The organism is Pseudomonas sp. S2_C03 (genome assembly GCF_054668405.1).
Window position 1 is genome coordinate 2,370,160 of record NZ_CP162766.1, and the last position, 25,156, is coordinate 2,395,315.

The window sequence follows — 25,156 nt, forward strand, 5'->3', positions numbered from 1 at the left end:
GACATCTTTGCATCACAACCCGGCGCATTGCCGTCCGCCAGCTACAATTTTCCAGCAGTGCACAGCGCCGTCACGGAGCGACCATGTTAGTCAGCCTTTTGATTCTTTTTTCCGCCTCGCTGGTGATCATTGCCCTTTTCCACCGGCTGCACCTGCCGCCGGTGCTGGGCTACCTCTGCGTTGGCCTGATGGTTGGCCCCACGGCCTTCGACTGGGTCAACGACAGTGCGGTGCTGGCGCTGGTCGCGGAGTTGGGGGTGGTGTTCCTGCTGTTCTCCCTGGGCCTGGAGTTTTCCCTGTCGAAAATGATCGAGTTGCGTCGCGTGGTGTTTGGCCTGGGCAGCTTGCAGATCTTGCTCACCGGGGCCGTTGCTGGCGGGTTGCTGATGCTGGCCGGGTTGCCGACGGCGGCTGCACTCATGCTCGGCGCCGGGCTGGCGCTGTCCTCCACGGCGATCGTGGTCAAGGAATTGGGCAGCCTCGGCGAAGTGTTCAGCAGCCATGGGCAAAATGCGATCGGCGTGCTGCTGTTCCAGGACGTCGTGGCGGTGATCCTGTTGACCCTGGTGCCAGTGCTGTCCGGTGCCAGTGACCAGGCCTGGTACTGGGCGCTGCCGATCACGCTGGGCAAGACCCTGTTGCTGTTCGCCGGGCTGTCCCTGGCCAGTCGCTGGGTGTTGCCGCATCTGTTTCATGAAGTGGCGGCCTCGCGCTCTTCCGAACTGTTTGTGCTGCTGGCCCTGGTGATCGTGCTGCTCGCGGCGGGGCTGACCCACCTGATCGGGCTGTCGCCGGCACTGGGCGCCTTCCTCGCGGGCATGTTGCTTGGTGAAAGCCACTATCGGCATCAGATCGAGGCCGACATCCGCCCCTTCAAGGACATCCTGTTGGGGGTATTTTTCGTCAGCATCGGCATGCTGATCGACCTGCGCCTGTTTGCCAGCCATGGCTTGCTGATTCTGGCCCTCACGCTGGGCCTGCTGCTGATCAAGGGTTGCGTGGTCGCGCTGTTGGTCAAGGTGCGCGGGCAGGACACTGAAACTGCCTGGCGTAGCGGCCTGGCACTGGCCCAGGGCGGTGAATTCTGTTTTGCCCTGATGACGCAGATGCAACAGAACGACCTGCTGCCCGCCGAGCTGGGCGGGTTGCTGCTCGCCGCGACGTTTTGTTCGATGCTGCTCACTCCTTCGCTGCTGCGCCTGGCCCCGCGCATTGCGGCCCGCCTGCACCGCAAGCCCAACCACGAGGCGCAACTCGAGGAAATCAGCGCACGCAACGCCCAGGAGAACAGCCATGTGGTGATTTGCGGATACGGTCGAGTGGGTCAGGCCATCGGCCGGTTCCTGCGCAACGCCGGCCAATCCTGTGTCGCCCTCGATACCGATCCCCAAGCGGTGCGAGACGCTGAGGCCACAGGCAACGCCGTGCATTACGGTGACTCGCAACGAGGCGAACTGCTGACTGCGGTCGGCGTAGAACGCGCCAGCCTCCTTGTGATTGCAGTCGACAATACCGACACCGCGCTTAAGATCCTGCAGGCAGCCCGCAGTCTAAACACGAGCGTGCCGATTCTGGTGCGCACCCAGGATGACCAGCGTGCACCCGAGCTCAAGGCGGCCGGGGCCAGCGAAGTGGTGCCCGAATTGATGGAATCCAGCCTGATGCTCGCCTCCCACGCCCTGGTGCTGCTGGGTTTCCCCGAACAACAGGTCCAGGAACGAGTCGAGCACATCCGCCGTGACCGCTATCAGCTGTTGCAGGGGTGTTACACGGGCGAGGCGGATCAGGAGTTTCGTTGAAAGTCGGGTTACCCCAAGGCGCTTATGTTGATGGCAGCAAGGGGACTCAGCAACCTCCGGGATTGTTCTGGAGTCATGCGTCCGCCCGCATCGCGGGATGCTCACGCAGTCGATCAACCACATAACTGACGAAACTGCGCACGCGCATCGAAGCGTTGCGCCTTTCCCGATAGACCACATGCACTGGCGTCGAAGGCGGGTCGTAGGCGTGCAGCACCCTGCGCAATCGCCCCGTGCGCAGATAATCGTACAACGGGTAACTCAGGCATCGAGTGACACCGGCGCCATTGGCGGCGGCATCGATGGCGGCCTGCAACGTGGCACAACTGAGTCGCGTGCGCGCCTTGACGACGATGGACTCCCCCTGATCCTGAAAGGGCCACTGGACGCTGTGCTGATGGGGTTGGGTGGCGATCAGCCGATGTTTGTGCAGGTCCTGGGGAACATCGGGCTCGCCATGGAGCGCCAGGTAGTCGGGGCTTGCGCAGACGATCGAGCGGACATGGCCAACGGGGCGCGCGATCAGTGATGAGTTGGGCAGGTGCCCCACCAGCACCGCCACGTCCACGCCGTCTTCGTACAAGTTGGCAGCGTGATCCTGATACCGCGCGAAAATACCGACCTCGGGATACTGGTCCATGTAGCCGGTCAGTACCGGCGTCATCACATAACGGCTGAACAGCAGCGGCAGCAACACATTGAGGTTGCCTTGCGCCTGAACGTGAAGGCCCTTGGCAGATGCCTCGGCCTCATCAACCGCCTTGAGGATGCGCGATGCATCGACCATGAACGCCGCACCGGCGTCGGTCAACGTGATGCCCCGGGTACTTCGCTTCAACAATGTGACACCCAGGCGAGCTTCCAACCGGGCGACCGCGCGCATGACGGTCGGCCCCGACACGTTGAGTCGGCGTGCTGCCGACGCAAGGCTGGGGCGCTCCGAGAGCGCCGTGAACATCAGCATCTCGTGATAGCGGTCCATCACGTCATGCCTTTGGCTGTCGGCAATAGCGCTTCGTCGCGCTTCAGACGCTCAACCAGGAAGTCGACAAAGGTGCGCACTTTCGCCGGTATCCGGTTGGTTTTCTGGTACACCACGTGAATGGGCAATGCGGGAGGCTCGAAGTCCTGGAGGACGATGTCCAGCTCACCGGCGCCGACACGGCTGGCGACCTGATAGGACAGCACCCGTGTAAGCCCCCAGCCCTGACAGGCGATATTGATCGCCGCCTGATTGGCCGTGACCACCAGGCGCGGGTTGAAACGAAAGCTCAGGGGGGTGGAGCCGTGATTGAACACCCAGTCGCTGAGCAGATGACTGGCCGATGACATCACGATATTGGCAGTGCTCAAGTCTTCAGGGTGCTGCGGTCGACCATAACGCTTGAAATAGGCGGGAGCGGCGCAGATGACCTGGCGCACTTCCCCCACCTTGACCGCGTGCAGGTTGCTCTCGCGCAGGTGGCCGATGCGGATCGCCACGTCGATGCCTTCGTCTGCCATGTTGACCACTCGGTCGACGAACATCGCATTGAGGTGGACGGAGGGAAACTGATCCAGGTAGTCCGCCATCAGCGGCGCGATGTACAACTCGCCAAACAGGACCGAAGCCGTCACGGTCAGCAGGCCGCAGGGCACCGAATAGCTACCGGCGGCAGCCTCCTCGGCTTCGTCGAGTTCGCCCAGGATACGTCGACAGTCCTCGAGATAACGTTGCCCGGCCTCGGTCAGGTGCAGGCTGCGCGTGGTACGGGACAGCAACTGAGTGCCGATCCGTTCTTCCATTGCCGCAATGGCGCGGGTCACGCTCGGAGGAGAAATGCGCAGCGTGCGGGCTGCGGCAGCGAATCCCTCTTCCTCTGCAACGGCCATAAAAATCTGCATTTCCTGAAAGCGATCCATGGGTTACCCGATTGTGGTTGAGGTCGTTGTCGCACGCGCAGGCAGGGCAATCGCCAGTATTGTCGGTTGCGGCGACTTTCGCACGATGAGGGGATGAATCGGTTGCACTCGAACGGGGTTGGAGCCTGCCGAGACACCCTCCCGGCAGGCCCCACTATCTGTATCAAGCCTGTTGCAGGCCCACAGCGGTACGTTGCATGCCGACAAAGCGCGGCAGCGCCTCAATGCGGGCCAGCCAGGCACGGACGTTCGGGTAATCGTCCAGCGAGACGTTGCCCTCGGGCGCGTGGGCCACATAGGTGTAGACGGCCACGTCGGCGATGGTCGGTGTTTCACCGGCCAGGAATTTACGTTCGCCCAGTTCCTCTTCCATCACCTTGAGCAGGCCGTGGGAGCGATTGATCACGTCTTCGGCGTTGTAGCCTGCGCCGAACACGGTAATCAACCGCGCAGCGGCCGGGCCCGAATTGACCTGGCCTGCGGCCACGGACAACCAGCGCTGGATGTTGGCTTTGGCCAGCGGGTCGTTTGGCAACCAGTGGCCCTTGTCATATTTTTCGGCAAGGTAGACCAGAATGGCGTTCGAGTCCGCCAGCACTACGCCGTTGTCGTCGATCACCGGCACCTGGCCAAAGCGGTTGAGCGCGAGAAACTCCGGAGTCTTGTGCTCGCCCTTCATCAGGTCCACAAATACCAGTTCGGTGGGCACACCCAGCAGGGACAGCGCCAATTCAACGCGGTGAGAGTGACCGGACAACGGATGACGGTAAAGCATGATCGCTTTCTGGGACATGACGTACTCCTTGTTGGCATTCTGAGGGCTCGGCACGGTGATCGTGGCGATGGCGTCATCCTCTACTGCTGGCACAAACAGCGGAATCCCCAGCTTTCGCAATCCAGCATTTCATTTTCTGGAATGATCCAGGCCCTGTAGGAGCGAGCTTGCTCGCGATGCGATGATCCTGACGCACCTGCAGTCGCCTGACACAACGCCTCGCGAGCAAGCTCGCTCCTACAGGGGGCTAGATATCCAGGATCAGGGTTTCGCTGCCCTCTGCCGGGACCGAGCAGCAGATCAGCACTTCATCCGCCGCCAGGCCCAGGTCCGGGGTGTTGAGGTAATGCACCTGGCCGCCGCTCAGTTTGGTTTTGCAGGTGCCGCACGAGCCTCCGCGGCAACTGAAATCCGGGTTGAGGCCACGGGCTTCGGCCAGTTCCAGCAGCGTGCCGGTGCCCGGCTCCCAACGCGCTTCCTTGCCGGAGGTGGAAAACAGCACTCTCACCGACTCGGTGGCCATGGGCACCTGCGGCGGCGCCGGCACGCTGATTTGCACATCGCGCTTGAGCGTCGACGGTCCAAAGGTTTCCGCGTGGATGCGATCGTCCTGAATACGCAATTTGCGCAGGCCGTCGTACAGCGCCTGGGTAAAACTGCCCGGGCCGCACAGGTAGAAGTCATAGTCATCGAGGGGCAACAAGGCCTTGAGCAGTTCGACATCGATCCTGCCCGCCACGTCATAGTCCTCGCCATCACCGTCGATGGGCGGTTGGCTGACGACCCGCACCACCTCGACCCCGTCCGCGGCCTGCTCCACCAGTGCGTCGATCTCTTCACGAAACGCCAGGTCACTCACGGTCCGGCTGCTCTGCACCAGCCAGGTCCGGCGCATGCGGCCCATCCGTTTGCCCTGGTAAACCACTTCGCGCAGCATCGACAACAGTGGCGTGATGCCGACACCCGCCGCCAGCAGTACCAATGGCCGGCGTTCTGCAGCCTGGACGGTGAAATGCCCTTGGGGCGCACGCGCCTCGATCCAGTCGCCGACCTGAACGCGATCATGCAGATGCGAGGAGATCAGGCCGTCGCGCTTGACGCTGATGCGCAGGAATTCATCCGAGGAGGCGCTGGACACGCTGTAGGTGCGAATCGAGGGCGCCTGCTGCCCTTCCAGTGCAATGCGGATGGGCAAGTGTTGCCCCGGCGCAAACCCGGGCAAACCCAGGCCATCGTTGGGCTCCAGGTAGAACGAGCGAATGCTTGGGCTCTCGTCGACGATGTGCGCAACGCGCAGGGGCCGCCAGTGGTTGCGCAACGCGTCGGCCTGCAAACGCTCGGCAACCTGCTCCCAACTGCCGGTCATCAGGGAGTTGGGTGACTCCCCCTCGTCTTCCTCCACCCAGCGCAACGGGATCGCAGCCTGACGGTAGACAATGCGTTGCGGCTTGAACCGCCACAGGCGCTCAGCCCCCTGGAACGCGGCAATCTCGGGATCATCCAGCAGCACTTGCGCTGTACCGCTCATTTGAAGCAGGTCGCCGCTCTGGAAGTCGACGAACAGCAGCCCGGCACGAGGATTGAGCAGAATGTTGCCCAACGTGTTGAAAAAGAGGTTGCCGTTGAAATCCGGAATGGTCAGCGTGCCATCCTCTTCCATTCGTACAAAGCCCGGCTTGCCGCCGCGATGGGAGGCATCGACCTGATGCTGGCCATCACGCTCTACGTAGGTGGCGACATAAAAGGAATCCGCGCCAGTGATCATGCGGCGTACCTGCGGGTCGGCTACAGACACCTCGACCACCGTGTCCTTGACCTCGTCGACAAAGGCATACTGGCGCAGGTTGATGTAACGCGGGCAATTACCGTACGCCTGGGTGACGCCGATCTCGATGCCCTCGCCCAGCTCACGCAAAATGTTGCCGTTCATGCGGTTGCGCCGGCGAGTGTGCAACTCGATGCCGAGCATGCCGATGGCATCGCCCACCTGCATGCCTTCCTGCGCCGGGTCGTTGGGCTGCGGTTGCAAGTTGATGGTCAGGATGGGAGGTGTCGGGGAATTCATGAAACCCGGCTGGCCTGTGCGCATGGTCGCCCAGACGTCACCCTGTCGGTCCACGGCGCCCAGCACTACGAAAGGCAGTTGCGCGTAGAAATCACGATGTTGATCCGGCATCCACGTACGCGCCAGTTGCCGCTGGCCAACGCCCACCATCATGTCGATGGCGCCGACGGCGCGCTGCAAGGTCAGCTCACCCTCATGCCAGGGGGAAGATGGGGCTTTCGAGACGTCATCCATCGGGGGTCTCCTCGCGCTGGCGTCAGCGGCTTCGATCAGGGCTCTGAGCTACCTATTAAAGCAGGGCTCGTCGTGAGCGCTCATCTTCCGCTTCAAGCATTGCCGGCGGAATGCGCACAGAATGCAATCCACTATTTCACCAGATGAAATGGTGCCAGGCAGTCGGTGGAGCGGCGGCGACACTCAGGCCAGCAGCTCGCTAATCCAACGGACTTGTCGGGCGATGTCCTGCACCTTCTGCTCGGGCACATTGCGCGCCCGGGAGAAACTGGCCAGGGTTCGCTGCCGCTCTAGCAGCAGACGTTGCCACTTGGCAAGGAACGCCGGGCTGCGGACCTGCATCTGCACCGGGCCGAAGTACAGTTGCTCGGCGCTGTAATGCACCGGGTCGCCGCGCTCGGCCACGATGATTTCGTAATCGAAGCGATTTTCGCGCAGCACCTCCTCCAACAGGATGCGGTAACCGTTGCTCATCAGCCACTGACGCAAGGGTTGTTCGCCGCCGTTGGGTTGCAGGATGAGGCGCTCGTGGCCGCTCAGGCAGGCCTTGCCGCTGTCGAGGATGTCGCGGATGGTTTCACCGCCCATGCCGCACAGGCTGATGGCAGTGATGGCGTCAGCGGGTTGGATCGCCGCCAGGCCATTGGCCAGGCGCACGCTGATGGACTGTTCCAGATCGTTTTCGCGGACCGTGCGTTCGGCCGCGCGAAATGGTGTCAAGGCCACCTCGCCAGCCACCGCGGCCGTAATGGCGCCACGGTGCAGCAGCGCCACCGGCAAGTAAGCGTGATCCGAACCGATATCGGCCAGGCGCGCATCGGCGGGCACATGGGCCGCCACCCGTTCAAGGCGCCTGGACAAGGTCTGTTGGTTCAACGGCATCTCTCTTTGCTTTTGAATGGCTGGCCCGCTCGGCCAGACCGGGGCGCGATTTTGTCGGGCATCGCTGTGCATTTCAACTGTCATGCTCACCCGCGAAGGCGCGTCTTAATGACTGCACAGGGTCTTTATCACCGCCGATTCTTGCAGTCATAAAGACCTCATGCGCACTGGAACCCCCGTATTACGGGTATCTGACAACTGGCCCACATTTTGAATTACCGGGTATGGACGCAAACCCATTCAAGTTCATTCAGGATAAACAGCGATGAGTAATGATTTCGAAGGACGCCTGGCTGTCGTCACCGGTGCCAGTTCCGGCATAGGCCTGGCCGTGACGGCTCGTCTTCTGGCCCAAGGTGCGCGAGTGCTGGCCATGTCACGGAAAATGGGAGGGTTGGAAGAACTGGCTCGCCACTTTGCCGGGCAACTGACCTGGGTATCTGGCGACGTGACCAAGGCAGAAGACCTCGAGCAATTGGCGCAGCACGCGTCGCGCCAGGGTCCGGTCCATTACCTGGTACCAAATGCCGGTATCGCCGAACTGGCGGACTGCCTGGACCTGCAAGCCTTCGATCGCCAATGGGCGGTCAATGGCGCCGGGGCGTTGAACACCCTGAGCCACCTTCGCGGACACCTGGCCAGCCCGGCGTCGGTGGTCTTCATCACCACGTTTCTCACCGGCATTACATTCCCGGGACTGGCCGCCTACATCGCCTCCAAGGCAGCCCTGCAGGCTCATGCTCGGACACTGGCTGTAGAGCTGGCGCCCCAGGGGATCCGCATCAATATGGTTTCCCCTGGCCCTACCGCGACGCCGATCTGGTCAACACTGGGCCTGGCTCACCACGACCTGGCCAACGTAGCCACCCAGGTCAACAAGCGCCTGCTGGGTGGCGAATTCCTGGAAGCGGGGTCCGTGGCCGATGTCATCCTGTTCCAACTGAGCAACGGCGCCCGAAGCGTGTATGGCCAGGACTGGGTGGTGGACAAAGGCTACACCGTGCGCTGATCTTCCTGTAGGAGTGAGCTTGCTCCGTGCGGCGTTCCGACGATGGTGGCCCAGACACCACTGGGTATCAGACAACCCCGCGTCATCGTTGACGACCATCGCGGGCAAGCCCGCTCCTACAGGGATATGTGTACCCTCGCGCCCACAGGACTATTCGGGCAATTGCTGCTCGATGACGCCATACCAGCCCATGCCCGGATAGGTTTCGAAGCCGGGTGTGAGCGAATAACCCTGCAAACTGTTGTTGAGCTGGACACTGTACCCGCTGGTTTGGCCTACCCTGGTCATCAGCGCAATGCGTTGGCCCAGCGCAGCCTGCGGGTTGGAACTGGCCAGGACATTGTTGCCGGCATCGACCAGCATCACACAACTGCGCGAGCGTTCTTCGTCGGTCAGGCGCACGCCGTTGATGATCGACCTGGCCTGGTTTTCCCAATCGAAAAAAATGCCGATCACGCCGGTCACCGAGCCCTGATGGCGCACGGCCGCGCTGAAGGCGCACGTCTGGGCGCCGTTGAGCAGCGGCTCGACACAGACATTGCCCGCATCATATTGATCACTGCGACTGTGCTTCAGCGCCATTTTGAACCAGGGTGCTTCGCTGACGTTGGCCCCCATTGCCTTGTCATAAACCGAAGAACGTCCGGTAGCGATGACACGCCCTCGAGTGTCCGCGAGCCAGATGTCCAGATAAACCGTGTAACTGTCGAGGATGATGCCCAGTCGCTCACAAGCGTAGGCACGGTTTTGCTCGTCAGCCGACTTGAGGGCATCGACCAGTGAGGCATCAGTGGCCCACCAGCGAACATCGCAGGTTCGCTCATAGAGGTTGCGATCCATGATCTCGATCATGTTCAGCGACAAGTCCGCCAGCCGCTGCCCACGTACGTCAAAGCACATGCCTTCGCCCAGCGCGGTCAACTCGTTGACGGACGCTTGCAGGTTTTCGGTCATGGTGCCGGCGATTTTCGAAATGCGTTCGGAGATGACCTTGACCTCCTCTGCCACCACCGCGAAGCCCTGCCCGGCCTTGCCGGCGTGTGCGGCTTCGATCAACGCATTGATGGCAAGCAAGCGGGTCTGTCGGGTGATCATCTGGATATCGCTGATGCCACGGTTTGCCAGCGCCTCGACTTCCCGCGACAGCGTGACAATTCGTTCTGGTTCGATCATTTGCTTTGTGCTTCAAAGAGTTGTTAGTCGGCGGCAGCCTTATTGAATCGAAGCAATGTTGTTGTTTTCTTACGGCGCCACTCATCGGTGGTGGCACTCTGAAATTATGTGCTGACTCTAGATCAGCTGATTCGATTCAGGCAAGGGCCCACGAGGCCATCCAGGCAGGTTTTTGGGACGGATGTGCAACAGGCGAAAAAGACCTGCGACAGTACGCCGCACAAACACCGCGCAACACCCGTTTTCAGGGTGATCAACCGGTCTGTGACGGCTTGTCGCAAGCGATTGCCCGCGTTGAAAAACGGTAGAATTCACCCGGTTTGACCCGCACGCAGCGTTGCGCCTCGTGCCCGCGCCAATCATCCGCTACGAGCCCCTGGACTGGGCTATTCAGAAAGGCTGTAGAAATGAGTGTTTTGTTGACCCGCCGCAAGGTGGTTGCAGGAATCGGTTTACTCGGTCTGGGCCTGCTCACAGGCTGCGACAACAGCGTCCGCCTGTCGTACAAATACGGCAAGGATCTGAGCGACAAGATTCTCGGGCGGACCTTCAAGCTGAAAGACTCCCAAGGCAATCCCACGACGCTGACCAGTTTTCGCGGCATGATGCCGATGATTTTCTTCGGTTTCACCCAATGCCCCGCCGTCTGCCCGACTACGCTGGCCCGCGCGGCGCAAATCAAGAAGCTGATGGGCAAGGATGGTGATTTGCTCCAGGTGGTCTTCATTACCCTGGACCCCGAGCGCGATACCCCGGAAATGCTCGACGCCTACGTCAAGACCTTCGACCCGTCGTTTGTCGCGCTCCACGGAACGCTGGAGGAAACGGCGAAGACAGCCAAGGAATTCGAGGTGTTCTACGAAAAGGTGCCAAGCGGTTCCACGTACACCATTTCCCATACCGCGACCAGCTTCGTTTATGACACCCGGGGCAACCTGCGCGTCGGCTTGTCTCATTCGCTTTCGGCACAAGAGTGTACGGAAGACTTACTGACCGTCATGGAGGTCTGCTGATGAACTCGAACGCCTTTAAACCGCGCTTTTGCGCACGCCTGGGACGCCTGGCGCTGGGCCTGTCGATGCTCGGGCTGGCCGGTTACGCCAGCGCCCAGACCCAGGTCGATGACGCCTGGGTTCGCGCGACGGTGGCCGGACAACCTTCCACTGGTGCCTTCATGACGATCACCGCGAGCAGTGACGGCAAATTGATCAGCGCACAATCGCCAGTGGCGAAAACCGTGCAGATTCATCAATCGAGCATGAAAAACGACGTGATGAGCATGCAACAGGTCGAGTCCGTCGAGCTGCCCGCTGGCAAAGCCGTGGCGTTCAACACTGACAGTTACCATGTCATGCTGATGGACCTGGTCGCCCAGGTCAAAGAAGGCGACAAGGTGCCGCTGGTGCTGACCGTCCAGCACGCGAACGGTGAAAAGGAAGTGATCAACGTTGACGCCCCGGCACGTGCGCTGAACATGATGGATCACAGCAAAATGGATCACAGCAAGATGCATTGATTCATCCAGAGGCGGGCAGCGAGTAACAGCGCCCGCCTCTTCAATCGACACCGGAAACGCCCTTGATCTGGAAGTTGCCCGCAATCCCCCCGCCTTTTGCCTGACAGCCTATACTCATCTGGTTTTCTTTCTCGTTTACATGCAGCACGTCGGCACCCGTGCACCGTCAGGCGTACCCGTGCCTATCGCCAACGTAACCAGCCAGCAGCCCGTGTCGCTAACGACCGGCGTGCTCAAGCGCTTTGTGGCTGATGGATCGTGGAGAACACCATGAAATATACATTTCTTTCAGGCGTGGTTTTGGTTGTCTCGGCTACGGTGACGATACCGGGCGCCTGGGCTGCAGAGACGCGAGCGCTGGCCTCGGACGGCGCGGATCATGTGGGCGCGGGAGCAGTGGCGGCGGATGGCGCTGATAAAGTCGGCGCCAACAAACTCGCTGCTGACGGCGCTGACAAAGTCGGGGCCAACAGACTCGCCGCTGACGGCGCTGACAAGGTCGGGGCCAACAAACTCGCTGCTGACGGCGCTGACAAAGTCGGGGCCAACAGACTCGCCGCTGACGGCGCTGACAAAGTCGGTGCCAACAGGCTTGCTGCCGATGGCGCTGACAAAGTGGGCGCGAACAGGCTTGCGGCCGACGGCGCTGACAAAGTCGGTGCCAACAGACTCGCCGCCGACGGCGCTGACAAAGTCGGTGCCAACAGACTCGCCGCCGACGGCGCTGACAAAGTCGGTGCCAACAGACTCGCTGCCGACGGCGCTGACAAAGTCGGTGCCAACAGACTCGCTGCCGACGGCGCTGACAAAGTCGGTGCCAACAGACTCGCTGCCGACGGCGCTGACAAAGTCGGTGCCAACAGACTCGCTGCCGACGGCGCTGACAAAGTCGGTGCCAACAGGCTCGCTGCCGATGGCGCTGACCACGTCGGCGCAGCCCGTCTCGCGTATTCCCGCAACGGTATTGGCTCGGACCGTGTGGCGTCCGCGCTCATGAATGAAGGTAGTTACTCCGACCAGTTCAACGAACAGTAACCGCAAGACGGTGCCTGGCACGCACCACTCCCCCTGAAACCGCCACCCCACGGTGGCGGTTTCTCATCTATTTGTATCTGTCTGTATATGAACCCCCGACAGATACGCAGACCTCGACTTCGCAGCGTTCAAGCACACATCGACGATACACCCGAGCGTTTAACTGTGTTCACCGGATAGCAGCAGCTACCGGCTCACTCAAATCAAACGCACGGAGCATCATCATGATCAATTTCTCGAAAGTTTCCTCTCTCGCAATCGGCCTGGCACTCGTGGGTGGCCTGGGTCTGTCGAATCTGGCCTCGGCCAACACTGCGAACGTCGCGTCGTACACCCAGACCCAGCTGTTGGTCGAAGGGGGGCAGACCGTTTGCAGGAACTGCGTGAACGCGTCGCCGAAGGTGGCTCTGATCGTTTGATCGAACGGCGTGTGGCCGAGGGCGGCTCGGATCGCCTGATCGAACGTCGTGTGGCCGAGGGTGGCGCCGATCGCCTCCAGGAACTGCGTGAGCGGGTCGCACAGAACTCCGTGCAAAAAAACGTGATCGTTGCCGAAAACCGCCCGGAGTTCGGTTCGAAATACCAGCGTTACTAACAGCGAGCCCCTTTGCACTGCCTCAAGCCCGGGTTTCCGGGCTTTGTTTTAACGCAATCGGACAGCACACAGTGTCAGCGCCCGTCCGGACAATTCGTGAGAAAAGGAACACAACTGATGAAAATCGGTTTTCTGGGTTTGGGCCGCATGGGTCAGGAGATTGCCGCTAACCTGATTAAAGGCGGTCATGACCTATGGGTCTGGAACCGCTCTCCACAAGCGGTGCTGAATATGGTCGCGATGGGCGCAAAGGACGCCATCACTGCCGCGCAAGCGTTCGACGCCGACGTGGTCTTCAGCATGCTCGCAAACGATCATGCCCTACGCACGGTGTTACTCGATTCCGGGCTGCTGGCTCAGGTCAGGGGACCGCGTATTCACGTCAACCTGTCCAGCATCGCTGTAACCTTTGCCGATGAACTGGCTACTCTGCACACCGCACAAGGCATCGACTACATCGCGGCTCCAGTCATGGGCTGCCCGGATGTGGCGGCCGCCGGCCAGCTCAATGTGTTGGTCGGTGGGCCGCAGGGGGCGATTGATCGCGTGCAACCGCTGTTCGACTTGATCGCACGTAATACTTGGCGCCTGGGTCACAAGGCTTCGAGTGCCAATGCCATGAAACTGGCCACCGATGACCTGCAGAACGCGATGGCCAATGGTCGAACGCCATACAGCTACCGATGAAGGACTGAACCCCTGCCCTCAAATGACGGGGGGAGCGACCTTGGGCTCGTCCTGCACCCACTGCCAGAACAATTGATACCCCACTGCCAGCACGACCGGGCCGATGAACAGCCCGATGATGCCACTGGTCACCATGCCCCCGAGCGCCCCGATCAGTACCACCGGCATCGGCACATCGACACCGCGCCCCAGTAACAGGGGCTTGAGTACGTTGTCCACCAGCCCGGCGACGAACACATAGATGGCGAAGACGATGGTCCCGGTGCTGGCGCCGTCGGTGGCGAACACATAGGCGATCACCGGCAGGGTTATCAGCGTCACCGGCAATTGCATGATGCCCAGCAACAGCACCGCCAGCGCCAGCAAACCTGCTCCGGGGACGCCCTGGAAAACAAATCCGAGGCCCACCAGCAGCATCTGGATAAACGCGATGCCCACGACACCGAGTGCTACGGCGCGAATGGTTGCGGTGCACAGCGCTGCGATTTTCGGGCCGCGCTCCGGGCTACTGACTCGCGAAGCGATCTGAACCGCGCTGCGGCTGCCCGATTCGCCATGGGCCATGAAGATGCCGGCAATGATCAGGGCGAAGATAAAGACCAGGAACCCCATGCCGACACCCGCGAGTTTGCTCAGCACGGTCAGGCTGGCAACCTTGATTTGCGGCAGGTATTTGGCAGCGAGATCAGGCAGGTTGGTTGAGGCATCCAGCCACAAGGCGGATAACTGCCGGCCGATCAGAGGCCAACTGGCTACAGACTCAGCGGGCGGCGGAATGCGAAAGGTGTCCGCCTTGACCACGTCGATGGCCCGGGTGACCGAGTCGGCAATCGATATGCCCAGCAGGTAGATCGGCACCATCAGGATCACGATGGCGACAACGATGATCAGCGTCGCAATTCGCCCATCATTGTGCCCCAGAGGCCCACGCAGACGCTTTTGCAGCGGATACAGGGTGATTCCCAGGATCAGCGACCACAGCATCAGGTCGCGGAACGGGCTGAAGATATCGAAGCAAAACAGCACCAGCACCACAATCAGCCCGGCCCGGATCAACACATCCAGCAACGTGCGTGTCATCGTTTTCTCATTGAAGATCGTGGGCTCCATGGCTCTCTCCTGGTGGGGCGATACAACGCTACGGGATGGTTTGCCCAGCATAGACGTCAGGACCGGTTTGCGCCGCTCGGCCCCCACCTGTTACACCGCCCTCGCCCACGCAAACATTGGCGCTTATCATGTCTGCCGAATTAACCCCGGCCCTTTATGAGATGAGCATGACTTTCGATTTTGATCAGGTGTTCGACCGTCACCACACCGGCAGCACGAAGTGGAGTCGTTACCCAGCCGATGTGTTGCCGATGTGGGTCGCCGACATGGACTTCGCCGCGCCGCCGGTGATCGTCCAGGCGCTGCAAAAACGCCTCGAGCACCCTTTGCTCGGCTACAGCGTGGCCCAGGATGACTTGCGCAACGCCATCGTCGAAGATCTCTGGAACAAATACGCCTGGCGGGTCGCGCCGCAGGAACTGATCTTCCTGCCGGGCGTGGAGTCCGGGTTCAACATGGCCTTGCACGCCCTGGTTCAACCGCAACAGAACGTCGTCGTACAGGTACCCAACTACCCACCGCTGCGTCACGCACCGACCCATTGGGGGTTGAACAAGGTCGAACTGAGTTTCGATGCCCAGGCGGATGGCACCTACAGCACGCCGCTCGCCACCTTGCGCCAGTCGCTTGCCGGGGGCGGCGCCCTGTTGCTGAGCAATCCGCACAATCCGCTGGGCAAGGCGTTCCCACGGGAAGAACTGCAAGCGGTCGCCGACATCTGCGTGGCGCAGGATGCCTGGATCATCTCTGACGAAATCCACGCCGAACTGTGCTTCGACGGGCGCAAACACATTCCGACCGCCTCGCTGAGCCCGGAAGTGGCGCGGCGCACAATAACCCTGATGTCGGCGAGCAAGGCCTACAACATTGCCGGCCTGAAAACTTCGTTCATGATCATCCAGGACTGCACCCTGCGTGAACGGGTCAACCACGCCCGTTGTGGCATGGTCGACAGCGTCAACCCCCTGGGTATGGAAGCCACACGCGTGGCTTACAGCGAAGGCGGCCCGTGGCTCGCCGAACTGCGCGAATACCTGCAAGCCAACCGTGATTACCTGGTCAATGCCGTTCGCACTCGCCTGCCGGGCGTTACCCTGAACGCGCCGCAGAGCACGTACCTGGCCTGGCTGGATTGCTCGGCACTGGGTCTTGAGAACCCACAACAATTCTTCCTCGAACAGGCCAGAGTCGGCTTGAGCCCGGGCCTGGACTTCGGCGACGACCATCAGCAGTTCGTCCGCCTGAATTTCGGCTGTCCGCGTGCGTTGCTCGAAGAAGGTATTGCGCGGATGGAGCGCAGCCTGATCCAGCGATTGCGCTGACAGCCCCCTCAATCCCACTGTAGGAGCGGGCTTGCCCGCGATGCCCGGAGAACGCCACGGAGTGTCAGGTGCCCCGCGTTATCATTGGCCTCCATCGCGAGCAAGCTCGCTCCTACACATGCCCACATCCCCTGTAGGAGCGGGCTTGCCCGCGATGAGCCGGAGAACGCCACGGAGTGTCAGGTGCCTCGTGTCATCGTTGACCTCCATCGCGAGCAAGCTCGCTCCTACACATGCCCACATCCCTTGTAGGAGCGGGCTTGCCCGCGATGAGCCGGAGAGCGCCGCAGAGTGTCAGGTGCCCAGCGTTATCGTTGACCTCCATCGCGAGCATGCTCGCTCCTACAGATGATCACATCCCTTGTGGGAGCGGGCTTGCCCGCGATGAGCCGGAGAGCGCCGTGGAGTGTCAGGTGGCCCGCGTTATCGTTGGCCTCCATCGCGAGCAAGCTCGCTCCTACACATGCCCACATCCCTTGTAGGAGCGGGCTTGCCCGCGATGAGCCGGAGAACGCCACGGTGTGCCAGGTGCCCCGCGTCATTGTTGGCCTCCATCGCGAGCAAGCTCGCTCCTACAGATGACCACCTCCCGTGTTCGCGATGAGGCGGAGAGCGCCACGGAGTGTCAGATGCCCCGCGTTATCGCTGACCTCCATCGCGAGCAAGCTCGCTCCTACAGATGACTCCTCCCCTGTGGGAGCGGGCTTGCCCGCGATGAGCCGGTGAGCGCCGCGGAGTGTCAGATGCCCCGCGTTATCGCTGACCTCCATCGCGAGCAAGCTCGCTCCTACAGATGACCACATCCCCTGTAGTAGCGGGCTTGCCCGCGATGCCCCGGAGAGCGCCGCGGTGTGTCAGGTGCCCCGCGTCATCGTTGAGCTCCATCGCGAGCATGCTCGCTCCTACAGATGACCACCTCCCCTGTGGGAGCGGGCTTGCCCGCGATGAGCCGGAGAGCGCCACGGAGTGTCAGATGCCCCGCGTTATCGTTGACCTCCATCGCGAGCAAGCTCGCTCCTACAGATGACCACATCACCTGTAGGAGCGGGCTTGCCCGCGATGAGCCGGAGAGCGCCACGGAGTGTCAGATGCCCCGCGTCATCGTTGGCCTCCATCGCGAGCAAGCTCGCTCCTACAGATGACCACATCCCCTGTAGGAGCGGGCTTGCCCGCGATGAGCCGGAGAGCGCCGCAGAGTGTCAGGTGCCCCGCGTTATCGTTGGCCTCCATCGCGAGCAAGCTCGCTCCTACAGATGACACCTCCCCTGTAGGAGCGGGCTTGCCCGCGATGAGCCGGAGAGCGCCGCAGAGTGTCAGGTGTCAGGTGTCAGGTGTCAGTGGTATGTTTTTCGTTTGATTGGATATAAACCAACTAACAACTGAAATATTTTTCATATAAGGCGGGTAACTTCCGTAAGACTTTTCTGGTTTAACGAGCAGAGTCTGAACATTCGCTTAATAACGTTCAGAAAGACGATTCTCCAACCGCTTTTTGATGTTTCTTTCACAAAAAAACGCCTAACCTCAGTCTTACCGATAACCCTTGGACAGGCGCATGGCCTGCCCTCCGGGCGGATTGTTCGTAGCACTTTATTTATTTCGGCACTTTAGTCGAAGGAATTCTTACGCCCTGAGGTTTTCCATGGATGAAGTTTTTCTGCCCTTCTCCCGACCCGGTATCGGTGATGAGGAAATAGCCGCCGTAGAACAAGTCCTGCGTTCCGGCTGGATTACTACCGGGCCGAAGAACCAGCAACTTGAAGAACACTTCGCCCACTATGTCGGGTGTCGGCACGCCGTAGCGTTGTCCTCGGCCACCGGTGCCATGCACGTCACATTACTGGCCCTGGGCATCGGCCCCGGTGATGAAGTCATCACGCCGTCCCAGACCTGGGTCTCCACCGCCAACATGATCTGCCTGTTGGGCGCCACACCAGTGTTTGTCGATGTTGATCGTGACACGCTGATGAGCAACGTCGAGCACATCGAAGCGGCCATCACGCCACGTACCCGGGCAATCATTCCGGTGCATTACGCTGGCGCCGCGTTCGATCTCGATCCGCTCTACGCCTTGGCCGACAAACACGGCATTCGCGTTATCGAAGACGCGGCCCACGCCGCCGGCACCCGTTACAAGAATCGGCCTGTCGGCGCACAGGGCACCGCGATTTTCTCGTTCCACGCGATCAAGAACATGACCTGCGCCGAAGGCGCGATGTTCGTCACCGACGACGAAGCCCTGGCCAACCGCGTGCGCATGCTCAAGTTTCATGGTCTGGGCGTCGACGCCTACGACCGCATGACCCACGGCCGCAAGCCACAGGCCCAGGTCATTGAGCCTGGGTTCAAATACAACCTGGCCGACATCAACGCCGCCATCGCCCTGGTGCAACTGGAGCGCCTGGAAGAGATCAACCTCAAGCGCGCAGCGCTGGCAAAAACCTATCTGCAGCGACTGGAAGGTTCCCCGGTGCAGCCGCTGACCGTGCCGGCGTATGCGCAGCAGCATGCCTGGCACCTGTTCATCCTGCGTATCGACGCCGAACGCTGTGGGCTGGACCGCGAAGCCTTCATGAAAGCCCTGCAGGCGCGGAACATCGGCACCGGCATCCACTTTATCGCCACCCACCTGCACACCTACTACCGCCAGCGATTCCCCAACGTCTCCCTGCCCAACACCGAGTGGAACTCCGCGCGGCTGTGCTCGATCCCGTTGTTCCCCGACATGACCACCCGCGATATCGATCGCGTGGTCAGTGCCATTGAACAAACACTGGATGCCCACCTGTGAAACCGTACCCGATCCGATGCGTGTCGATTGTCATCCCGGTCTACAACGAACAGGACAGCCTGCCTGAGCTGCTCAGACGTACCGAAGCGGCGTGCCGGCAACTGCATCATGACTATGAAATCGTCATGGTCGACGACGGCAGTCGCGACCAATCGGCCCAAATCCTCGAGGAAGCTGCCAGCCGCGAGTGCAGCCCGGTGGTGGCGGTGATCCTCAACCGCAACTACGGCCAGCACGCGGCAATCATGGCGGGTTTCGAGCAATGCAAGGGCGATGTCGTCATTACCCTCGACGCCGACCTGCAAAACCCGCCGGAAGAAATCCCGCGCCTCGTCGCCCAGGCCGAGCTCGGTTATGACGTCGTGGCCACGGTTCGCGGCAACCGCCAGGACTCGGCCCTGAGGCGCTGGCCGTCGAAACTGATCAACCTCGCCGTGCAACGCTCTACCGGCGTGGCGATGACCGACTACGGCTGCATGCTGCGGGCCTACCGTCGCTCGATCGTCGAGGCCATGCTCGCTTGCCGCGAGCGCAGCACCTTCATCCCGATCCTCGCCAACAGCTTCGCCCGTCACACCACGGAAATACTGGTGACCCATGCCGAACGCGAGCACGGCGAATCCAAGTACAGCCCGATGCGGCTGGTCAACCTGATGTTCGACCTGATCACGTGCATGACCACCACGCCGCTGCGCCTGCTGAGCATTGTGGGCTTCGCCATGGCGGGACTCGGCCTGGCGTTTGCCGCTGCGCTGATTGTCCTGCGCCTGGTGTTCGGCGCCGGTTGGGCGGGCGACGGCACGTTCGTGCTGTTTGCCGTGCTGTTCGTATTCACCGGTGGCCAGTTCATCGGCATGGGCCTTTTGGGCGAATACCTGGGACGCATGTACAGCGATGTGCGCGCCCGCCCGCGTTTCTTCATCGAAAAAGTTCTGCGCAGCCAACCCGCCGCCCCTGTGGCGGGGGTCACCGTCGACGGCCTCCCTTCCCTTTCTCCCGATCAGGTTCATCCATGAGCGCAAAAGCTGTTGTCTTCGCCTATCACGATATCGGCTGTGCCGGCATCGAAGCCCTGCTCGATACCGGTTACGAGATTGCTGCCGTGTTCACCCACGCCGACGATCCCGGGGAAAACACCTTCTATGCCTCGGTGGCACAACTGTGCGCGCGCAAGGGTATTTCGGTGCACGCGCCGGAAGACGTCAACCATCCCCTGTGGATCGAGCGCATCAACCAACTCGCCCCGGATTACCTTTTCTCGTTCTACTACCGCAACCTGCTGGGCGAACCCCTCCTGGCCACGGCGGGCAAAGGCGCCTTCAACCTGCACGGTTCGCTGCTGCCACGTTATCGCGGTCGCGCCCCGGCCAACTGGGTGCTGGTCAACGGCGAAAGTGAAACCGGCGTGACCCTGCATCGCATGGTCAAACGAGCCGATGCCGGCGCGATCATTGCCCAGCAACGCGTGGCCATTGAGCGCAGCGACACCGCATTGAGCCTGCACGCCAAGCTGCGGGTGGCGGCGGCAGACCTGCTGCGCGACACCCTGCCAGCGTTGTTGGCAGGAAGGGTTAGCGAAACCCCTCAGGATGAAACACAAGCCACCGTGTACGGTCGTCGTTCCCCGGCTGACGGCCAGTTGTTCTGGAAAAAACCGGCCGAAGAACTGTTCAACCTGGTGCGAGCAGTAACGCAACCGTATCCGGGGGCGTTCTGCGCCGTGGGCGAACACAAGCTGATTGTCTGGAGCGCGGACGTCATCAAAGGCAACGCCGGCCAGGCGCCGGGCCGGGTCATCAGCGTCGACCCGCTGCGCATCGCCTGTGGCGAGGACTCCCTGGTGATCCATGCCGGCCAGCGCAACGACAACGGCCTGTACCTGAGTGGGCCGCAACTGGCCGGCGAACTCGGGCTGGTGGAGGGCTCGGTGTTGCGCGGTGCCGAAAGCGGCCGTGCACCGCGACGCACGCGGGTGCTGATCCTCGGCGTCAACGGCTTTATCGGCAATCATTTGTCCGAACGTTTGTTGCGCGATGACCGCTATGAGATCTACGGCCTGGACATCGGCTGCGACGCCATCGAACGGCTGCGCAGCCACCCCAATTTCCATTTCGTGGAAGGCGACATCAGCATTCACTCCGAATGGATCGAGTACCACATCAAGAAGTGCGACGTGGTCCTGCCGCTGGTGGCCATCGCCACGCCTATCGAATACACGCGCAATCCGCTGCGGGTATTCGAGCTGGACTTCGAAGAAAACCTCAAGCTGGTGCGCTACTGCGTCAAGTACAACAAGCGGGTGATCTTCCCATCTACGTCGGAAGTCTATGGCATGTGCCAGGACGACAAATTCGACGAAGACACCTCCAACCTGGTGGTCGGGCCCATCAACAAGCAACGTTGGATCTACTCCACGTCCAAGCAATTGCTTGACCGGGTGATCTGGGCCTACGGCCAGAAAGGCCTGAATTTCACCCTGTTCCGCCCGTTCAACTGGATGGGCCCGCGCCTGGACCGCCTCGACTCGGCGCGCATCGGCAGCTCGCGGGCAATCACCCAATTGATCCTCAACCTGGTGGAAGGCACGCCGATTCGCCTGTTCGACGGCGGCGAGCAGAAGCGCTGCTTCACCGACATCGCTGACGGCGTGGAAGCTCTGGCACGGATCGTCGACAACCAGAACGACATCTGCAATGGCCAGGTCATCAACATCGGCAATCCGGACAACGAAGCCAGCATCCGCCAGTTGGGCGAGGAGTTGCTGCGGCAATTCGAAGCTCACCCCCTGCGCCATAACTTCCCACCGTTTGCCGGCTTTCGCGAGGTCGAAAGCAAGGCCTTCTACGGCAACGGCTACCAGGACGTCTCCCACCGCAAGCCCAGCATCGATAACGCCAAGCGCCTGCTGGACTGGGCACCGTCGGTGCAGATGAGCGAAACGATCGGCAATACGCTGGATTTCTTCCTGCGTGAAGCCATGCTCGAAATCGCGGACAAGCGTTGATGCAGGCGGGTCTTCGCATCGACGTCGACACCTACCGTGGCACCCGCGAGGGCGTGCCGCGCCTGTTGGAAATGCTCGATGAGGCACAGGTCAAGGCGACGTTCTTTTTCAGTGTGGGTCCGGACAACATGGGGCGGCACTTGTGGCGCCTGATACGTCCGCAGTTTCTCTGGAAAATGCTGCGTTCCAACGCCGCCGGGCTGTATGGATGGGACATCCTGCTGGCCGGCACTGCGTGGCCGGGCAAGCCGATTGGCCGTGACCTGGGGCACCTGATGCGTCGGGCGCGGGACGCAGGTCATGAAGTGGGCCTGCATGCCTGGGATCACCACGGTTGGCAGGCCAATGCCGGGCGTTGGAGCAACGTGCAACTGATCGAGCAGATTCGCCAGGGCGTGGACAGCCTGAGCGACATTCTCGGGGAACGTATTACCTGTTCGGCCGCCGCCGGTTGGCGTGCGGACGAGCGTGTGATCGAGGCGAAGCAAGCCTTTGGCTTTCGCTACAACAGCGACTGTCGGGGGCATCGGCTGTTTCAACCCAAACTGCCCAACGGCAGCCTTGGCACGCCGCAGATTCCGGTCGACTTGCCAACCTTCGATGAAGTGGTGGGGTCAACCGTCGCCGTCGAGGGTTTCAATGCGTTCATCCTCGACCGCTTTACGGCGGACAACCTCAACGTCTACACGATTCACGCCGAAGTAGAAGGCATTGTGATGGCTGACGATTTTCGGCAACTGCTGGCCGCCGCGCGCCAACGACACATCCAATTCTGTCCCTTGGGCGACTTGCTGCCCGCCAATCCGGGCACCTTACCGGTTGGCCGTGTGTCGCGCGGTGTACTGGCAGGGCGAGAAGGCTGGCTGGGAGTGCAAGGCGCATGAGCACACGCTGGACACTCCCGTTGTTGCTGGTTGTTTGCTTGCTGGCTTACTTGCTGCCGCTGGCCAGCCACGGCCTTTGGATTCCCGACGAAACCCGTTACGCCCAGATCAGCCAAGGCATGTTGCTGAGCGGTGATTGGGTGTCGCCTCATTTCATGGGCCTGCGCTACTTCGAAAAGCCGATTGCCGGCTACTGGATGATCGCCCTGAGTCAGGCGATTTTCGGCCATAACCTGTTTGGCGTGCGTTTCGTGTCGGCCCTGACTTGCACCCTCAGCGTGCTGCTGTGCTACCTGATCGCACATCGTCTATGGCGCGAACCACGCAAGAGTTTCGCCTGTGCGTTGCTGTACATGAGTTTCTCGGTGGTTGGGGGCCAAGCCGGCTATGCCAATCTCGATCCCCAGTTCACATTCTGGGTCAACCTGAGCCTGGTCGCGTTATGGTTCGCGTTGGACAGTAGGGGTCGTGTCCAGCGCCTGATCGGTTGGATCGTTGTGGGACTGGCGTGTGGCATGGGCTTCATGACCAAGGGGTTCCTCGCCTGGCTGCTGCCGGTGCTGATCATCCTGCCGTGGATGCTCTGGCAAAAGCGCTGGCGCGAACTGCTGATCTACGGCCCATTGGCGATAGCCGTGGCCATCATCGTGAGCCTGCCGTGGGCCTTGGCGGTGCACGCCCAGGAGCCCGATTACTGGCGGTTCTTCTTCTGGCATGAACACATTCGCCGTTTCGCCGGTGACGATGCGCAGCATGATGCGCCGTGGTGGTATTACCTGCCGTTGCTGATTGCGTTCAGCCTGCCGTGGATCGGCATGCTGCCGCCGGCCTTGCGCCAGGCCTGGCAAACCCGCCAGCAGGCGCCTGTCGCGTTCCTGCTGCTGTGGCTATTGATGCCGCTGCTGTTTTTCAGCCTGAGCAAGGGCAAATTGCCAACGTACATCTTCCCGTGCCTGCTGCCGCTGGCACTGTTGCTGGGCCACTCCCTGGCCGACCGCTTGCGCCTGGAACAAGGGCGGGCGCTGGGCATCAATGGGCTGTTCAACCTGCTGCTGGGCGTCATCACCCTGCTCGCCCTGGTTTACGTGCAACTGAAAAAACCGGTGTACGACCACGAACTGCACAGCCTGGTGCTGGTGTTCATCGGGCTGATCGGCTGGATCATGGCCAACTTGCTGCAAGCCTTTCGGCCTCTGCAATGCTGGGCGGCACCGGCCATTGGCAGTTTGCTGTTGATCGGTTTGCTGCCGGCTGCGCTGCCTGAGTCGGTGGTGGCGAACAAGACGCCTGACCAGTTCGTCCTCGAACACGTCGATGAGCTTGGCCAGTCCACCTCCCTGTTGAGTAATGACCTGGGCGCTGCATCAGCGCTGGCCTGGCGCCTGAAACGCCCGGACGTCGCACTCTACAACACGATAGGCGAACTGAAATATGGCCTCGCCTATCCTGACGGCGCACACCAGCGCGTCGACCCCGACCGCGTGCAACAGTGGCTGCACGACGCCCGCCAGCGTGGTTCCGTGGGCGTGTTGATGCGGGTCAAGGGAGAGGATGAACTGGGTGAAATCGAACGCCTGCCCAAGGATGGCAAACGTTATGAGCGAGGCAACCTGGTGATTCTGGTCTTTCCTCGGGAGGCATCATGAGTCTGCTGCTGGTGGCCTGCCTGCTGACCTGTCTGGGCCAGGTGGCCCAGAAATGCGCCGTGGAAAGCTGGCGCGGAGCGTCAAAGGGGCTGGCTTTCAAGCTGCGTACGCCGTGGATCTGGCTGGCACTCAGCGCAATGGGCGCGGGGTTGATTCTGTGGTTGCTGGTGTTGCAGCGGCTTGAAGTCAGTATTGCCTACCCGATGCTGAGCCTGAATTTTGTCCTGATCACTCTGATCGCCCGTTTTGTCTTCGATGAACGCATCGACCGTCGGCACTGGCTCGGCGTGGTGCTGGTGATAGCCGGTGTGACGCTTCTGGGATTGCACGCATGAAGCCGCGCCATGGTCTGTTTTTCGCCCTCGCCAGCGTACTGCTGGTGAGCGTCGCGCAACTGGGCATGCGCTGGAGCATGACACGTCTGCCGTCTCCCGAAGGCTGGATGACCGCCGCCATTGCACCGAATGCGGTGGCCGTAGTGCTGGCCGCCATTTTTGCCTACGCCCTGTCGATGCTCTGTTGGCTCGCCGCTTTGCGAGACCTTCCGTTGGGCCGCGCCTATTCGCTGTTGAGCATCAGCTACGCCCTGGTGTACCTGCTGGCGGCCACGCTGCCGGTATTCAACGAAGGGTTCAGCCTTACAAAAAGCCTCGGGGTGATGCTGGTCATCCTCGGCGTCATCACCATCAATTCTCGACCCGCTCACGCGCCAGAAACTCAGGAGTGA

Annotated in this window: 22 protein-coding genes and 1 pseudogene; 16 read left to right on the top strand and 7 right to left on the bottom strand. The window is 61.3% G+C overall.

Features of this window, described 5'->3' with window-relative positions; all coding sequences use genetic code 11:
- The first annotated feature begins 83 nt into the window (after nucleotides 1-83).
- Complete coding sequence (locus tag AB4N64_RS10745; RefSeq protein ID WP_460125195.1) at nucleotides 84-1,799, top strand: cation:proton antiporter; 1,716 nt, start codon at nucleotides 84-86, stop codon at nucleotides 1,797-1,799.
- A gap of 73 nt (nucleotides 1,800-1,872) precedes the next feature.
- Here AB4N64_RS10745 and AB4N64_RS10750 read toward each other — a convergent pair whose 3' ends face one another.
- From AB4N64_RS10750 to AB4N64_RS10770, 5 genes are all read right to left on the bottom strand, one after another.
- On the bottom strand, nucleotides 1,873-2,781 hold the full coding sequence (locus AB4N64_RS10750) for a LysR family transcriptional regulator (RefSeq protein WP_460125198.1): 909 nt from the start codon (nucleotides 2,779-2,781) through the stop codon (nucleotides 1,873-1,875).
- Nucleotides 2,781-3,701, bottom strand: a complete 921-nt coding sequence (locus AB4N64_RS10755; RefSeq protein ID WP_460125200.1) for a LysR family transcriptional regulator — start codon at nucleotides 3,699-3,701, stop codon at nucleotides 2,781-2,783. The genes AB4N64_RS10750 and AB4N64_RS10755 overlap by 1 nt, the downstream gene beginning before the upstream one ends.
- A gap of 163 nt (nucleotides 3,702-3,864) precedes the next feature.
- Nucleotides 3,865-4,494: a glutathione S-transferase family protein gene (locus AB4N64_RS10760; RefSeq protein ID WP_460125203.1), complete on the bottom strand. Its 630-nt coding sequence runs from the start codon at nucleotides 4,492-4,494 to the stop codon at nucleotides 3,865-3,867.
- Between the two features lie 229 nt (nucleotides 4,495-4,723).
- Nucleotides 4,724-6,775 (bottom strand): 2Fe-2S iron-sulfur cluster-binding protein, encoded by a 2,052-nt coding sequence (locus tag AB4N64_RS10765; RefSeq protein WP_460125206.1) that lies wholly within the window; start codon nucleotides 6,773-6,775, stop codon nucleotides 4,724-4,726.
- 183 nt (nucleotides 6,776-6,958) lie between these two features.
- Nucleotides 6,959-7,651, bottom strand: coding sequence for a tRNA (adenine(22)-N(1))-methyltransferase (locus AB4N64_RS10770; RefSeq protein WP_460126705.1), 693 nt, complete (start codon nucleotides 7,649-7,651; stop codon nucleotides 6,959-6,961).
- 271 nt (nucleotides 7,652-7,922) lie between these two features.
- Here AB4N64_RS10770 and AB4N64_RS10775 point away from each other — a divergent pair, with 271 nt between their 5' ends.
- Nucleotides 7,923-8,666 (top strand): SDR family NAD(P)-dependent oxidoreductase, encoded by a 744-nt coding sequence (locus tag AB4N64_RS10775; RefSeq protein ID WP_460125209.1) that lies wholly within the window; start codon nucleotides 7,923-7,925, stop codon nucleotides 8,664-8,666.
- 150 nt (nucleotides 8,667-8,816) lie between these two features.
- Here AB4N64_RS10775 and AB4N64_RS10780 read toward each other — a convergent pair whose 3' ends face one another.
- Entirely contained in the window at nucleotides 8,817-9,839 is a 1,023-nt protein-coding gene (locus AB4N64_RS10780; RefSeq protein WP_460125212.1) for a methyl-accepting chemotaxis protein, read from the bottom strand.
- 407 nt (nucleotides 9,840-10,246) lie between these two features.
- Between AB4N64_RS10780 and AB4N64_RS10785 the strand changes: the two genes are divergently transcribed.
- The 6 genes and pseudogenes from AB4N64_RS10785 (at nucleotide 10,247) to AB4N64_RS10810 (ending at nucleotide 13,672) form a co-directional block, all read left to right on the top strand.
- A complete protein-coding gene (locus AB4N64_RS10785) occupies nucleotides 10,247-10,852 on the top strand; it encodes an SCO family protein (RefSeq protein ID WP_368558313.1) in 606 nt (201 codons plus the stop codon).
- The gene (locus tag AB4N64_RS10790) at nucleotides 10,852-11,355 is read left to right on the top strand and encodes a copper chaperone PCu(A)C (protein ID WP_460125215.1); all 504 of its coding nucleotides are present in this window, start codon (nucleotides 10,852-10,854) and stop codon (nucleotides 11,353-11,355) included. The genes AB4N64_RS10785 and AB4N64_RS10790 overlap by 1 nt, the downstream gene beginning before the upstream one ends.
- A gap of 615 nt (nucleotides 11,356-11,970) precedes the next feature.
- Nucleotides 11,971-12,390 carry a phage infection protein gene (locus AB4N64_RS10795; RefSeq protein ID WP_460126706.1) on the top strand — a complete coding sequence of 140 codons (420 nt, stop codon included), beginning with the start codon at nucleotides 11,971-11,973 and terminating at the stop codon, nucleotides 12,388-12,390.
- A 224-nt stretch (nucleotides 12,391-12,614) separates the two neighbouring features.
- Nucleotides 12,615-12,809 carry a hypothetical protein gene (locus AB4N64_RS10800; protein WP_460125217.1) on the top strand — a complete coding sequence of 65 codons (195 nt, stop codon included), beginning with the start codon at nucleotides 12,615-12,617 and terminating at the stop codon, nucleotides 12,807-12,809.
- Nucleotides 12,746-12,985 (top strand): annotated as a pseudogene (locus AB4N64_RS10805) (hypothetical protein); the annotation flags it as partial. The gene AB4N64_RS10800 and the pseudogene AB4N64_RS10805, both read left to right, overlap by 64 nt.
- 117 nt (nucleotides 12,986-13,102) lie before the next feature.
- The gene (locus AB4N64_RS10810; RefSeq protein WP_460125220.1) at nucleotides 13,103-13,672 is read left to right on the top strand and encodes an NAD(P)-dependent oxidoreductase; all 570 of its coding nucleotides are present in this window, start codon (nucleotides 13,103-13,105) and stop codon (nucleotides 13,670-13,672) included.
- An 18-nt stretch (nucleotides 13,673-13,690) separates the two neighbouring features.
- On the opposite strand, the gene AB4N64_RS10815 is transcribed toward AB4N64_RS10810, so the two are convergent.
- Nucleotides 13,691-14,782: an AI-2E family transporter gene (locus AB4N64_RS10815; protein WP_460125223.1), complete on the bottom strand. Its 1,092-nt coding sequence runs from the start codon at nucleotides 14,780-14,782 to the stop codon at nucleotides 13,691-13,693.
- A gap of 167 nt (nucleotides 14,783-14,949) precedes the next feature.
- Here AB4N64_RS10815 and AB4N64_RS10820 point away from each other — a divergent pair, with 167 nt between their 5' ends.
- From AB4N64_RS10820 to arnF, 8 genes are all read left to right on the top strand, one after another.
- Nucleotides 14,950-16,104, top strand: a complete 1,155-nt coding sequence (locus AB4N64_RS10820; protein WP_460125226.1) for a MalY/PatB family protein — start codon at nucleotides 14,950-14,952, stop codon at nucleotides 16,102-16,104.
- Between the two features lie 1,642 nt (nucleotides 16,105-17,746).
- The gene (gene arnB, locus AB4N64_RS10825; RefSeq protein WP_460125229.1) at nucleotides 17,747-18,895 is read left to right on the top strand and encodes a UDP-4-amino-4-deoxy-L-arabinose aminotransferase; all 1,149 of its coding nucleotides are present in this window, start codon (nucleotides 17,747-17,749) and stop codon (nucleotides 18,893-18,895) included.
- Nucleotides 18,892-19,911: an undecaprenyl-phosphate 4-deoxy-4-formamido-L-arabinose transferase gene (gene arnC / locus AB4N64_RS10830; RefSeq protein WP_460125232.1), complete on the top strand. Its 1,020-nt coding sequence runs from the start codon at nucleotides 18,892-18,894 to the stop codon at nucleotides 19,909-19,911. The genes arnB and arnC overlap by 4 nt, the downstream gene beginning before the upstream one ends.
- Nucleotides 19,908-21,899, top strand: coding sequence for a bifunctional UDP-4-amino-4-deoxy-L-arabinose formyltransferase/UDP-glucuronic acid oxidase ArnA (gene arnA / locus AB4N64_RS10835; RefSeq protein ID WP_460125235.1), 1,992 nt, complete (start codon nucleotides 19,908-19,910; stop codon nucleotides 21,897-21,899). The genes arnC and arnA overlap by 4 nt, the downstream gene beginning before the upstream one ends.
- Entirely contained in the window at nucleotides 21,899-22,783 is an 885-nt protein-coding gene (gene arnD / locus AB4N64_RS10840; protein ID WP_460125238.1) for a 4-deoxy-4-formamido-L-arabinose-phosphoundecaprenol deformylase, read from the top strand. Before arnA ends, arnD begins: the two co-directional genes overlap by 1 nt.
- Nucleotides 22,780-24,429, top strand: coding sequence for a lipid IV(A) 4-amino-4-deoxy-L-arabinosyltransferase (gene arnT, locus AB4N64_RS10845; RefSeq protein WP_460125240.1), 1,650 nt, complete (start codon nucleotides 22,780-22,782; stop codon nucleotides 24,427-24,429). The genes arnD and arnT overlap by 4 nt, the downstream gene beginning before the upstream one ends.
- A complete protein-coding gene (gene arnE, locus AB4N64_RS10850; protein WP_460125243.1) occupies nucleotides 24,426-24,764 on the top strand; it encodes a 4-amino-4-deoxy-L-arabinose-phosphoundecaprenol flippase subunit ArnE in 339 nt (112 codons plus the stop codon). The genes arnT and arnE overlap by 4 nt, the downstream gene beginning before the upstream one ends.
- A complete protein-coding gene (gene arnF, locus AB4N64_RS10855) occupies nucleotides 24,761-25,156 on the top strand; it encodes a 4-amino-4-deoxy-L-arabinose-phosphoundecaprenol flippase subunit ArnF (protein WP_460125246.1) in 396 nt (131 codons plus the stop codon). Before arnE ends, arnF begins: the two co-directional genes overlap by 4 nt.

What these genes read in the sequence shown, in the direction of transcription:
- AB4N64_RS10745 (WP_460125195.1), top strand. Translation starts at nt 84, where the DNA reads ATGTTAGTCAGCCTTTTGATTCTTTTTTCCGCCTCGCTGGTGATCATT.
- AB4N64_RS10750 (WP_460125198.1), bottom strand. Translation starts at nt 2,781, where the DNA reads ATGGACCGCTATCACGAGATGCTGATGTTCACGGCGCTCTCGGAGCGC.
- AB4N64_RS10755 (WP_460125200.1), bottom strand. Translation starts at nt 3,701, where the DNA reads ATGGATCGCTTTCAGGAAATGCAGATTTTTATGGCCGTTGCAGAGGAA.
- AB4N64_RS10760 (WP_460125203.1), bottom strand. Translation starts at nt 4,494, where the DNA reads ATGTCCCAGAAAGCGATCATGCTTTACCGTCATCCGTTGTCCGGTCAC.
- AB4N64_RS10765 (WP_460125206.1), bottom strand. Translation starts at nt 6,775, where the DNA reads ATGGATGACGTCTCGAAAGCCCCATCTTCCCCCTGGCATGAGGGTGAG.
- AB4N64_RS10775 (WP_460125209.1), top strand. Translation starts at nt 7,923, where the DNA reads ATGAGTAATGATTTCGAAGGACGCCTGGCTGTCGTCACCGGTGCCAGT.
- AB4N64_RS10780 (WP_460125212.1), bottom strand. Translation starts at nt 9,839, where the DNA reads ATGATCGAACCAGAACGAATTGTCACGCTGTCGCGGGAAGTCGAGGCG.
- AB4N64_RS10785 (WP_368558313.1), top strand. Translation starts at nt 10,247, where the DNA reads ATGAGTGTTTTGTTGACCCGCCGCAAGGTGGTTGCAGGAATCGGTTTA.
- AB4N64_RS10790 (WP_460125215.1), top strand. Translation starts at nt 10,852, where the DNA reads ATGAACTCGAACGCCTTTAAACCGCGCTTTTGCGCACGCCTGGGACGC.
- AB4N64_RS10800 (WP_460125217.1), top strand. Translation starts at nt 12,615, where the DNA reads ATGATCAATTTCTCGAAAGTTTCCTCTCTCGCAATCGGCCTGGCACTC.
- AB4N64_RS10810 (WP_460125220.1), top strand. Translation starts at nt 13,103, where the DNA reads ATGAAAATCGGTTTTCTGGGTTTGGGCCGCATGGGTCAGGAGATTGCC.
- AB4N64_RS10815 (WP_460125223.1), bottom strand. Translation starts at nt 14,782, where the DNA reads ATGGAGCCCACGATCTTCAATGAGAAAACGATGACACGCACGTTGCTG.
- AB4N64_RS10820 (WP_460125226.1), top strand. Translation starts at nt 14,950, where the DNA reads ATGACTTTCGATTTTGATCAGGTGTTCGACCGTCACCACACCGGCAGC.
- arnB (WP_460125229.1), top strand. Translation starts at nt 17,747, where the DNA reads ATGGATGAAGTTTTTCTGCCCTTCTCCCGACCCGGTATCGGTGATGAG.
- arnA (WP_460125235.1), top strand. Translation starts at nt 19,908, where the DNA reads ATGAGCGCAAAAGCTGTTGTCTTCGCCTATCACGATATCGGCTGTGCC.
- arnD (WP_460125238.1), top strand. Translation starts at nt 21,899, where the DNA reads ATGCAGGCGGGTCTTCGCATCGACGTCGACACCTACCGTGGCACCCGC.
- arnT (WP_460125240.1), top strand. Translation starts at nt 22,780, where the DNA reads ATGAGCACACGCTGGACACTCCCGTTGTTGCTGGTTGTTTGCTTGCTG.
- arnE (WP_460125243.1), top strand. Translation starts at nt 24,426, where the DNA reads ATGAGTCTGCTGCTGGTGGCCTGCCTGCTGACCTGTCTGGGCCAGGTG.
- arnF (WP_460125246.1), top strand. Translation starts at nt 24,761, where the DNA reads ATGAAGCCGCGCCATGGTCTGTTTTTCGCCCTCGCCAGCGTACTGCTG.